This is a genomic window from Hallella faecis, from assembly GCF_018789675.1.
GTDB lineage: Bacteria > Bacteroidota > Bacteroidia > Bacteroidales > Bacteroidaceae > Prevotella > Prevotella faecis.
On sequence record NZ_JAHKBE010000010.1, the window covers coordinates 61,849 to 73,616 of the forward strand.

An 11,768-nucleotide genomic window follows, 5' to 3' on the forward strand; every position below is an offset into this window, starting at 1 on the left:
TTCCGCCTTTATTTTATGACGCGATGCCACTTTTTATCCACTTTGAAACTTATTGCCTCTTATTTGAGATGTAAGAGGTGCCCCATGCGGTCGCGCTTGGTCCGGAGATACTCCACATCGTATTTGTTTGCAGCCACCTCAATGGGCACGTTCTCCACAATTTCCAAGCCATAGGCTTCCAATCCCACTCGTTTGGTGGGGTTGTTGGTCATGAGTCTCATCTTATGCACCCCGAGGTGTCGCAACATCTGCGCGCCACAGCCATAATCGCGCTCATCGGGCTTGAATCCGAGATGCACGTTGGCGTCAACTGTGTCAAGTCCTTCCTCCTGGAGTTTGTAGGCGGCGATCTTGTTCATCAGTCCGATGCCTCGTCCTTCCTGCTGCATATAGATGATGACGCCCTTTCCCTCTTTCTCGATCATCTGCATGGCCTTGTGCAACTGCTCGCCACAGTCGCAGCGCTTACTTCCAAGGATATCGCCAGTGGCACAAGACGAGTGCACACGCACGAGGATAGGCTCATCCTCCTCCCATGTGCCCTTGATGAGCGCCATGTGCTCCAGTCCGTTGCTCTGTCGGAATGGAATGAGATGGAAATGTCCGTAAATGGTGGGCAGGTCGGCCTCATCGCCCACCTCAATGCTGCTTTCCTTCTTCAGGCGATAAGCAATGAGGTCTTTGATGGTGATGATTTTCATTCCCCACTCCGCAGCTTTTTCCTGCAACTGGGGCATACGCGCCATCGATCCGTCATCGTTCATGATCTCCATGAGCGCGCCAGCGGGATAGAGTCCTGCCAGTTTGCAGAGGTCTACGGCCGCCTCGGTATGTCCTGAGCGTCGGAGCACACCATTGTCTTGCGCATAAAGTGGGTTGATGTGACCCGGGCGTCCGAAGGTCTGCGGTGTCGACATCGGGTCGGCAAGCGCGCGGATGGTAGCGGCGCGGTCGTGTGTCGACACGCCCGTGGTGCATCCCTCGAGCTTATCGACCGTCACGGTGAACGGTGTGCCCAACATCGACGTGTTGTCCAATACCTGATGAGGTAAGTCAAGTTCCTCAGCCCTCGAGAGAGTGATGGGTGCACAAAGCACGCCACGCGCATTCTTCAGCATGAAATTGACATCCTCCGGGGTGATTTTCTCGGCGGCAATGATCAGGTCGCCTTCATTCTCGCGATCCTCATCGTCGACGACGATAACGAACTTACCCTCTTTGAAATCTTTGAGAGCATCTTCAATGCTACTGAGTTTAAAGTCTGCCATATTTTATACCTTATTATAATATCATGTGAAACAGGTGTTGGTTAGCCTGCGCTCGCCGTTCTTTACCGTTGTCGGCAGGCGGTTCTGCGCCCTGAGCATGCCTCAGCTTCGGCATTTCGCCCATGGGCTCACCTCACCTTAATTATATGAATAATATGTTTTTCAGTTCTCGTTCCGATGGCCTATAGTGTTTCTCATCCATCCGGCGGAGGCTCCATGGGGAGGCCCACCGCCGTTATGATTCATGTCATTGGGTTTCTCGCTTACCCCCCACCAAGTGTTTCTCCACATAGTTGGCGATGCTGCTGTTGGTGTTTCTCACCACCTGCAGGTCACGGTACAGTCGCAAGCGGAAACGCCACATACGACAGTAGAAGAACGCGCCGAGTGGCAAGCAGATGGCCGACGCCACGTTGAGCCACGGTTTCTCGAAAGGTCTCGTGTGCGCTTTCACCGCCAGCACCGGGTAGTGGTTGATCTCGTGCATCACCTGTCGGTCGCGCGTATTGCCCAAGTCCTCAATGACGCTCTCCAGTTGCTCACTGATGCGTTCTATCTCATGGTCAGGCTCGTACTTAAAGAACACCTTCACCACATTGGGCGGCGACTTCAGGTTATGCTTGCGTGCGTAATCGGCCACAGCGGCGCTGATGCGGCGCAGTTGGGCTGCGTCAGTCTGATAATCAGGTTCCTGGATGACAATTTCCTTGCCTGCGATATGCCGTTTTTCTCGCAGTCCCAACGCCCTCATGAACACGCTGCGCCACAGATCGGCGTTAAACACCATCGAATCCTTGCATGCCTTATAGGTGATAAACACCGTGGCAGGCAGAAGCACGCCCAACGCCAGCGTCTTTCCGAACCACACATCCCACGTGCCTTGGCGCGCCATGCGATAGCCCACGTTGTCGAGGATGTAGTAAACGATGAACACAAAGACCGACACAATGACGGGCACGCCCAGTCCTCCCTTGCGGATGATGGCGCCGAGCGGCGCACCGATGAAGAAGAACAGCAGGCATTGCAATGCCAATGTGAACTTATTGATGGCCTCTATCTCATGCTCGCGTATCAGGCGTTCGTTGTCTTTCGTCATCATGCTCTTGAACTCCAGGTCGTTCAGCTCATTCTGCACACGCGACATGGCGTCGCCGAGCATTTGCCGTTTCTTATCGCGGCTCTCCTTCTCCACCAGTTTGTCGAAGTCGAAGTTTTTCGCCAGCGCCCGTTTCACGGCCTTCGCCGAGTCGTTCGACGCGATCACAGGCGATTGGTAGTAAAGGCGTTTCGCATCCTGGTAGAACGCGCGTCCCACACTGTCATACGTATGGTTGAGCGAGTCCATGGCATGGTAAATCTGTTCGAGGCTCTTACCGCGCGCGTCGTTGGAGAGCGACGCCGCGTCTGCCATGTTGAAATCGCCGTCAAAGTCGAGCACGATCCGCTTGGCGATGAAGCTCTCACGGCGGTAGGGCACCGAAGCGCTGCCCGACAGCTCCTGCGATTGCATGTTCTCAAACCACTCTCCGCTCCACAGCGTCAGCAACAGGTGCTTCTTCTCGGCCGTCGACTGCAACATGCCCGAGTCGGCGAGGATGATGGCGGCGTCCTCAAAGCTGTTGGTCATGCGATAGATCATGATGCCATAGAGCTTGCCCGTCTTCAGGTCCTTCTTCTGCACATAGATGTTGCTATTGGGAATTCCATCGTAGAAGATGCCTTCAGGAATCTCCAGCTCCGGACTTTTCTGCTTCATGGAGATGAGCAGTTGGGTAATCTTCAGGTTGGCGTTTGGTCCGACGTTGTTTTGGAAATAGAACGATCCCACACAGATGAGCATCGACACCACGATGAGCGACCGGAAGGTCTGCATGAGCGATATGCCCGCCGACTTGATGGCCGTCAGCTCACTGCTCTCACCCAGGTTTCCGAAGGTAATGAGGCTACTGAGGAGAATGGCCAACGGCAAAGCTTGTGGCACAAGCATCAGGGCCATGTACCACAGGAATTGGGCCATGACCTCTAAGGATAGTCCTTTGCCGATCAGCACGTTGATATACCTCCAAAGGAACTGCATCATCAGCACAAACTGGCAGATGAAGAATGTTCCTACAAAGAGGAGGCCGAACTGTCTGACAATGAATATGTCGAGTTTCTTAATTCGAAAGTTCATAAACCATCATCTCTTGGCGCTTTGGGCCCCTAACGGCGCTATACACCAATTTGCTGCAAAGGTAATGGAAAAATATAAGAAACCGTTATCTTTATTCTACTTTATCGCTCTGTTTAGCGATAATTATCAATTCCCCAATCGGCCTTTCGGTCGAAAAGGGCACTCATAATGGGTCTGCGCAGCCCTATTTCTTTCGTTGCTGCGACTTTCGGTTGGCGCGTTGTTCGCGATACTTGGCCTTTTGCTTGGCCGACCCTGAGCCGTGGGCACCAGTGATGTATTTCTTTTTCTTGGCCTTGGTCTTCACCTTGTCGTCATCATCCTTTTTCGCGCCCCGCGAACCGCCACTGAAGTTGATGCCTTGAATGAGTATCTCTTCGAAATTATCCATATTAGAAAGGGTGTTAACCCCAGGCCTCTCCTTGCGTGGAGAGACTTGGGGAGTTAGGGTAATGAATGGGTGCTGTGAGATTAATGGTGGAACAGTCTCACGTGCGTCATGGCCATGGCCATGCCATACTTGTCGCATGTCTCAATAACATTGTCGTCGCGGATGGATCCACCTGCCTGTGCAATGTACTTCACACCGCTCTTGTGAGCGCGCTCAATGTTGTCGCCGAAGGGGAAGAAGGCGTCCGATCCCACACACACGTCGGTGTTCTGGGCGATCCAAGCTTTCTGCTCGGCACGGGTGAAGGGCTCTGGCTGCTCAGTGAAGAACTGCTGCCATGCGCCATCACGCAACACGTCGTCGCACTCCTCCGAGAGATACACGTTGATGCAGTTGTCGCGGTCGGCACGACGGATGTGATCCTTGAACGGCAGGTTGAGCACCTTCGGGTTCTGGCGCATCCACCACTCGTCGGCCTTCGAGCCAGCCAAACGGGTGCAGTGCACACGGCTCTGCTGTCCAGCACCAATGCCGATGGCCTGCCCGTCCTTCACGTAGCACACCGAGTTCGACTGTGTGTACTTCAGCGTGATAAGGGCAATCTTCAGATCGCGCAGCGCCTCGGGGGTGAACGTCTTGTTGGCTGTGGGCACATCCTCAAAGAGGGCGGGGTCGCTAAGGTCCACATTGTTGCGCCCCTGCTCAAAGGTAACGCCAAACACCTGCTTACGCTCAATGGGTTCAGGCACATAGCTGGGGTCCACCTTGATGACGCAATAAGTGCCCTTGCGCTTAGCCTTCAGGATCTCGAGCGCCTCGGGTGTGTAGTCGGGAGCGATGACACCGTCCGACACCTCACGCTTGATGAGCAGTGCCGTTGCGGCGTCGCAGGTGTCGCTCAGGGCGCAGAAGTCGCCATACGAGCACATGCGGTCGGCGCCGCGGGCGCGCGCATAGGCCGTGGCCAGTGGTGTGAGCTCAAAGTCGACATCATCCACGAAGTAGATCTTCTTGAGCGTATCGCTCAGGGGCAGTCCCACGGCAGCGCCCGCTGGGCTGACGTGCTTGAACGAGGCTGCTGCGGGCAGGCCTGTGGCCTCGCGCAACTCCTTGACCAACTGCCATGAGTTGAGCGCGTCGAGGAAGTTGATGTAGCCTGCACGGCCGTTAATCACTTCTACTGGGAGCTCGCCGTTCTCCATGTAGATACGGGCGGGTTTCTGGTTGGGATTGCAACCATACTTAAGTGCGTATTCTTTCATTTTATGATAAGATGGGTATAATCTTACCGCAAAGTTACAAAAAAGTGAAGAAGTGAGAAAGCCACAACGAGTTTTTTGCTCATTTGCTTTCCCACTTTTCTCCCTTTTCGTATCTTTGCACGCGGTATTAGTCTGTTATGAAAATATGAAACGCGATTTAAAGAGTCTCTTCGCCATCGCTGGCAAGAAGATGGCGCATCCCCGCCACGAGTTGGTTAAGGATTTCGAGAATGTCTCCGAGATCTGCTCCAAGCACCACGTCAACCTGAGCAGCCACTCGCTGAAGAAATTGTGGGAGCTGGCAACAGGCAAGCGCAAGTTGTCGAAGGAGGCCAAGGACCGCTTGGCCCTTTTTGCCGGTTTCCAGAGCTGGGACGACCTCGACGATGCGCTGCATGGCGACGTCGACGCCTCCATCAACTACACCGACAAGCCCCGCCAGTAACGTCAGTTCATACGCATCGACTCGATCGACACCACTCGATTGGCATTGACGCGCGCCCGCTTGTTACCCCATTTAAGCTGATAGCTTGCCGACAGCGTAGCCATGAACATGGAACGGTCGAACCTACTGTCATAACGGAACTGTTGTGTCATCGTCCTACTGCGCGTCAGGAAGGTGTAACTGCAATTCAACCCCACATACAATCTGTTCTTCAGGAACCACTTACCCAGACTGCCGTCTATGTTTCCTATGTAATAAAGGTCTGAATACAACGACCGCTGCGGGCTGTTCAGCTCGGCCGAGCAGCTCAAACTGATGTCGCCTGGCAACGTGGCCATCGACAAGAATCCTCCTGTCACTTGGCTGGCCACCCGTCGCTCACCGCCATAGCTTTCCTTCGACCATTTATACGTGCAATGGTAATTGACGCGCCACTTGTCGGAGAACTGCAGCATGGGGAATCCCACATAGAGGAAGATGTACTGATGGTGCAGTCCGTTGTCGTACGAAATCACCTCATTCTTATTGTCGTCCAACTGGTAGATACGCGAGGTGGCCAACGTATTTACATACTTGCTTCTTAACGAGAAACCGCCAACACGTGTTTGCAAGGCTATCTCATCCGTAAACCCCGGCGCAAGGTTGGGGTTGCCTTTGTCGTACGAATACTCGGACCGCCAGGCGTTTGAGGGATCCATGGCGATAAGGTTCGAGAAGTCGTAGCTGCGCTCATACTGTAGGGTTAGGGTCTTGTACGACTCGGGGTCGTAGATGTAGGTAATGGTGGCGAAGGGCAGCAACTTGCTCACATCGCGCGTATAAGACGACGACACGCCGCCTTGTTCCACCACGGGCTTCATGCGCGAGTTGAGGTAGCGTGTTCCCACATTCACATCCCACACCCCTTTGCTATACTCGTAGCCCAACGAGCCATCGAACGAAGATTCCTTGTAAAGGTAACGATAGGCGTTCGCCCCATCGACTAACGGCAGGCAATAGTGGCTCTTGTTGTCCCAACTGGTTACACTTGCCGACGTTATGAGTTGATGTGCTTTGGCCAATTTCCATGTGGCCGACAAACTTCCGGAGAACAGGTGGTAGTAGGCCATCTTGTCTTGCCTAAACAGGTTCTGCTGTCCATTGGCAAGGGTCTGGTCACGGCTCGTGTGCCCATCGTCTTCCTTAAAGGCGTAATTCAACGAGCCATACAATGTTGCAATGGGCAGCTCGCCATAATAGTTTACCATGCCTTCAAACTGGTTGATCTTGCGCCGCTCACCCACATAACCGGTCGTCGTTCCCGTCTGCAAGCTGTTCCCAAAGACGTCGTTGCGTGTTTCGGCTGTCTGCAACCGTTTCTGGTGCATACCGCTTACATTAAGCGACACATTATTGTTTTTATCGATCTCATACGAAAGGCCGCCTGTTAGCCACAAGGTCGGCTTAAACTTCAGGTGCGTCATTTGGGTTTCTTTACGCACCTCGTCCGACTCGTAGAGGTGCGTGGTGTTCTTCATCCCACGGTTGAGCACCGATCGCGGTGTGTAATCTGGCAAGAGAAACATCGACCACTTGCCAATGCGTTGCTGAATGTTGAGCGTGGGCTTGGCCTGGAAATCATAAACATTCGATGCCTTGGCGGATGCGCCCACGGTGGCGTTGCCACCATCCTCATATCTCTTGGTGGTAATCTTAAGCACAAAAGCCATCTTGTCGGTAAGCAACGGGTCGGCTGTGCTATTGAGCACTTGCACAGAGACGATGTTCTTGGCCTGCAAGGTGCGCAGATATCCCACGAGGGCGCTGCCCGTATACATCAAGCGCTTATTGTTGACAAACACCGATCCTATGTTCTCTCCGTAAGCCTGAAACTCGCCATCCTTCAGGTACAAGCCTGGCAACATGCGCATGGCATCAACCAGTGTCACACCTTTGAACACCTGATCATTGGCTATATTGGCCACATATCCCCTTGCATTGTAGCTAATGCGCTTGGCCGTGACCTCCACACCTGCCAGTTCGCTGCTGCTCTCACGCATCACAATGGGTGGCAAATCCATGTTGCCTAAACATTCAACGCGTGCCTCGTATGGGGCAAAGCCCGTAAACGTAACGCGCATCGTATAGTAATTAAGCGGAAGCTTCACCTCGAAATATCCTGCTGTGTCGACCACCACATCGGTCATCTTCGGCGTTTCGTCCATCGAGGAAAACCGCACATGGGCACCCACCAACTTGGCACCAGCCTCATCCACAACACGTCCTGTCACGGTAAGGTTGCCGTCTTGAGCGAAAGACGGCAACACGCCCACGCACAAGCATAATAAAAAAAGGAACGTCTCCTTCATGAAATTCTTAATTCTAATAGGTCTCTACATGGCCACAATTAGGCATGTGGTGATGTTATACACCGCTTACACCATACCAATTTGACTTACCGGAGCAAAACTCGATACCGAAAACGATAGAGAGCATAACAAAAATAGAAGAATTAACTTTTTCATACGCTTGAGTATTAATTGTTAATAACCAATTGCAAATATAATGAAAACAAAAAAAAACAAAGGCTTTTGATAAAAAAAATAAAAGAAAGCAATATTTTACTATCAAATTATCAGTTCGCTTATCTATACGACTTATTATTCAACGGCTTTCATAAAGACTTAGAAATTCAATTCCTTCATGTCATTTGGGATGATCATTAAACATAGCGAAGCATTGGACTACTATCTTCTCATAAAAACGGGTTACCAATAAGATCATAAGTATAGAAATTTAGTTTGTGGTTTTCTTTTCGAATTTTCGTTAAGCCAAATGACCCGATCCGGATTTGTTCGGGTTATGCCATGGCGAGAAAACGTGCCTTGAAAAGGACGGTTGGGAGGATGGGCGCAATGCGAATTATAGCAACAAACTATATTGGAATCTACAGCGTTGGTGGCGATGACGGAAGGATTGGACGGAAATACGCCATTCTCAGCGCAATTGCATAATTATCTAACAATCAACAAGTTACCGCGACAGGAAAGAATTCAACCTTCTTGGCTGGCCATTTCGCATTGCGAAACATGCCTAACCGAGGGACGATACATGGTCTTTCGAGTCGCGGAACGTGGCCTTTCGAGCTGCGGTTAGGCAGGTCTCGCAAAACGAAAGATGCCTAACGGTGAGCGCACGACGCAAACTGGCTACGGCGAGCACGGAAAAACGACCGTTCCGTTGACTGGTTCAACGAAAAACGCCGCACAACTTTTGCACCAAAATATCATACAGGACGCATCGCGCCAAGGCCAGTGTGGCGCGTACCCCAAAAGGCTTTTATCAGTTCATACGCATCGACTCAGTAGATATGACCTTATTGGAATTGACGCGCGCCCGTTTGTTGCCCCACGCCAATCGGTTGCGCACCGACAAGGATTGACAAACGCCGAGCCTATCTTCTCTCCGAAAGCCGAAAACGAGCCCTCCTCCAGGTTAATACCGGGCAACATACGCAACGCGTCTGCCAAACTCGATTTTTTCAGCAGCGGGTCGTTGGCCAAAGAAGCCACATAGCCCTTGGTGTTATAGCTGATACGCTTGGCCGTTATCTCCACACCCACCAACATGGCGCCAGCCTCATCTACAACACGTCCTTTTACACTCAGGTCCTCACCTTGCGCAAACGATGCGAGCGTTCCCAAACACAAGCATAATATAATAAGGTAAAACTGCTTCGCGTTCATAGGTCTACTGTCTTAAAAACAACCCTAAATCGGTCATTAAACAAACGAACCACAAGGCATAAACGGAAACAGGAGGCAAACAACCCCATTGGGATGTTTACCTCCTGTCTTTTTCTTTTCGTAGCACCCCGCAGGACACTGGCGCCAAGAATCACGCGTTTTCGTTAAGCCAATGGAGCAGAACCTATCTTGTTCAGGTTATGCCATGGCGTGAAAACGCGGCTTGAAAAGGAAGGATTATTTTGCGTTGATCACGCGTCTCTCCTTGATGCGAGCAGCCTTACCAGTCAGCTTGCGCAGGTAGTAAAGCTTAGCGCGACGCACCTTACCGTACTTGTTGATCTCGATTGAGTCGATGTTGGGCGACTCCAAGGGGAAGATACGCTCCACACCCACGGTTCCCGACATCTTACGGACGGTGAAACGCTTCTTTGTGCCCTCGCCGTTGATCTTGATGACCACACCGCGATAGAGCTGAATACGCTGTTTGTTACCCTCGACGATTTTGTAAGCGACAGTCACAGTGTCACCAGCTCTGAAAGCAGGGAACTGCTTGCCGGTTGCAAATGCTTCCTCAGCAACTTTAATTAAATCCATTGTTGTTTTTGATTAAAAATTGTTTGTCTCACCAACCCGACGTAGCATGAGAACTCATCTCTCAACCAGCGGTCGGGCCGAAAAGCGGTGCAAAGTTACGGTTTTTCAGGCAAACAGGCCACGTCACAAGGCAGAAATCTTTCATTTTTAACATTTTATTTAGGTTGCGGCTATCGCCAAACAACGAAGAATAATTATCTTTGCACCATCTAAACCAAACGTTATGTTAAGAAAAACTCTGTTTATAGCCTTGGTGGCACCCATGCTCATCACGTCGTGCGGGTCGCATTACCAACTGGCGGGCGTGGAGCGCACACGTATCCTGGTGGACAAGCGCTACGACGCCAACCCCGATCAGAAAGCGGCTGCCTTCCTGGCGCCCTACAAGCACACGGTCGACTCCATCATGAGTCCGGTCGTGGGACGCGTCGACCATTACATGTCGGCAGCCAAACCCGAGAGCGAGGAGAGCAACCTGCTGGCCGACATCCTGGTGTGGGGCGGTAAGGCATTCCAAGAAACGCCCGATTTCGGCGTATACAACGTGGGAGGCATACGCGCCGCATTCGCTCAGGGCGACGTTACCTACGGCGACGTGCTCAACGTGGCGCCGTTCGAGAACCACATCTGTTTCCTCACGCTCACGGGCGAGAAGACCCAGCAGCTCTTCAGCGAGATAGCCAAGGTGGGCGGCGAGGGGGTTAGCCATGGCGTGAAGCTCGTCATCACACACGACGGACAGTTGCGCTCGGCCACGCTCCACGGCAAACCCATCGACCCCAACGCCACATACCGTGTGGCAACGCTCGACTACCTGGCGCAGGGCAACGGGGGCCTCGAGGCCTTCAAGGCGAAGACCCATGAGGTGTCGCCGCAGGGCGAGGAGAACGATGTGCGCCACATCATCGTAAACTATTTCAAGCACATGGCCGCACAAGGCAAGGCCGTCAACGCTCAAATGGAAGGGAGAATAACCTATGAAAAATAAGACACTCATCGCCATAGCCGCCATGCTGCTCTGCGTGGCAACAGCCTTCGGACAGAAGACGCTGACCATTCTTCACACCAACGACACCCACTCGTGCATCATGCCACTCGGCGAGACGCTGGCCGACACCGTGCAGGCGGGGCGCGGCGGATTCCTGCGCCGCATAGCCATGCTCCGTCAGGAGCGTGCCAAGGATCCTAACCTGCTGCTCTTCGACAGTGGCGACTTCTCGCAAGGCTCTCCTTATTACACGCTCTTCAAGGGCAACGTGGAGGCCGGACTGATGAACCAAATGGGCTACGCGGCAGGAACCATCGGAAACCACGAGTTCGACTTCGGACTGGAGAATATGGCGCGCCTCTTCAAGAGCCTCAACTTCCCCATCGTCTGCGCCAACTACGAGTTTAGCGAATACGACCTGCAAAACATTGTGAAGCCTTACGTCATTCTTCACCACCAAGGCCTGAAGATTGGCGTGTTTGGCCTCGCTCCCGAGCTCAAGGGACTGGTTGACCAGCGCAACTACGGCAACACGGTTTACTTAGACCCCGTGGCCACGGCACAGAAGATGGCCGACCTGCTGCGCAAGCAGAAGTGCGACCTCGTCATCTGCGTATCGCATCTCGGATGGCACGAGGGCGGCATGGGCGACCAGGAGGTGATAAGCCACACGCGCGGCATCGACCTGGTGCTTGGCGGACACAGCCACACCTACTTCCAAACGCTGCGCTACGCCAACAACCTCGACGGCAAGCCCATCCCCGTAGACCAAAACGGAAAGAGCGGCATCTACATCGGCAAGATGACCTTGCAGTTCGACAAGAAGTAACGACCGCTCCCCTATTCCCATCCATGGGGATTGCTCACATCATTACCTGTTACCGAGTCATGATAAGTAACCATCCTGATAGGTTCTGGA

General features: G+C 52.7%; 10 protein-coding genes. 3 read left to right on the plus strand and 7 right to left on the minus strand.

Features of this window, described 5'->3' with window-relative positions:
- Positions 1-59: 59 nt before the first annotated feature.
- The 4 genes from KM934_RS04230 to KM934_RS04245 form a co-directional block, all read right to left on the minus strand.
- Positions 60-1,268 carry a bifunctional 3,4-dihydroxy-2-butanone-4-phosphate synthase/GTP cyclohydrolase II gene (locus KM934_RS04230; RefSeq protein ID WP_215759378.1) on the minus strand — a complete coding sequence of 403 codons (1,209 nt, stop codon included), beginning with the start codon at positions 1,266-1,268 and terminating at the stop codon, positions 60-62.
- Positions 1,269-1,515: 247 nt separating this feature from the next.
- Positions 1,516-3,441: an LptF/LptG family permease gene (locus KM934_RS04235; protein WP_215759379.1), complete on the minus strand. Its 1,926-nt coding sequence runs from the start codon at positions 3,439-3,441 to the stop codon at positions 1,516-1,518.
- A gap of 184 nt (positions 3,442-3,625) precedes the next feature.
- Positions 3,626-3,832 (minus strand): hypothetical protein, encoded by a 207-nt coding sequence (locus KM934_RS04240; protein ID WP_215759380.1) that lies wholly within the window; start codon positions 3,830-3,832, stop codon positions 3,626-3,628.
- An 80-nt stretch (positions 3,833-3,912) separates the two neighbouring features.
- Entirely contained in the window at positions 3,913-5,094 is a 1,182-nt protein-coding gene (locus KM934_RS04245; protein ID WP_215759381.1) for a phosphoribosylaminoimidazolecarboxamide formyltransferase, read from the minus strand.
- Between the two features lie 145 nt (positions 5,095-5,239).
- On the opposite strand from KM934_RS04245, the gene KM934_RS04250 reads away from it, so the two are divergent.
- The gene (locus KM934_RS04250; RefSeq protein WP_215759382.1) at positions 5,240-5,539 is read left to right on the plus strand and encodes a hypothetical protein; all 300 of its coding nucleotides are present in this window, start codon (positions 5,240-5,242) and stop codon (positions 5,537-5,539) included.
- A gap of 2 nt (positions 5,540-5,541) precedes the next feature.
- Here the strand turns inward: KM934_RS04250 and KM934_RS04255 are convergent, their stop codons facing one another.
- From KM934_RS04255 to rplS, 3 genes are all read right to left on the minus strand, one after another.
- Positions 5,542-7,887: an outer membrane beta-barrel protein gene (locus tag KM934_RS04255; RefSeq protein WP_215759383.1), complete on the minus strand. Its 2,346-nt coding sequence runs from the start codon at positions 7,885-7,887 to the stop codon at positions 5,542-5,544.
- Positions 7,888-8,865: 978 nt separating this feature from the next.
- On the minus strand, positions 8,866-9,264 hold the full coding sequence (locus KM934_RS04260; protein ID WP_215759384.1) for a peptidase associated/transthyretin-like domain-containing protein: 399 nt from the start codon (positions 9,262-9,264) through the stop codon (positions 8,866-8,868).
- A 237-nt stretch (positions 9,265-9,501) separates the two neighbouring features.
- The gene (rplS, locus tag KM934_RS04265) at positions 9,502-9,861 is read right to left on the minus strand and encodes a 50S ribosomal protein L19 (RefSeq protein ID WP_215759385.1); all 360 of its coding nucleotides are present in this window, start codon (positions 9,859-9,861) and stop codon (positions 9,502-9,504) included.
- A gap of 223 nt (positions 9,862-10,084) precedes the next feature.
- Between rplS and KM934_RS04270 the strand changes: the two genes are divergently transcribed.
- Complete coding sequence (locus KM934_RS04270) at positions 10,085-10,849, plus strand: 5'-nucleotidase C-terminal domain-containing protein (protein WP_215759386.1); 765 nt, start codon at positions 10,085-10,087, stop codon at positions 10,847-10,849.
- Positions 10,839-11,678 carry a bifunctional metallophosphatase/5'-nucleotidase gene (locus KM934_RS04275; RefSeq protein ID WP_215759387.1) on the plus strand — a complete coding sequence of 280 codons (840 nt, stop codon included), beginning with the start codon at positions 10,839-10,841 and terminating at the stop codon, positions 11,676-11,678. Before KM934_RS04270 ends, KM934_RS04275 begins: the two co-directional genes overlap by 11 nt.
- Positions 11,679-11,768: the final 90 nt, after the last annotated feature.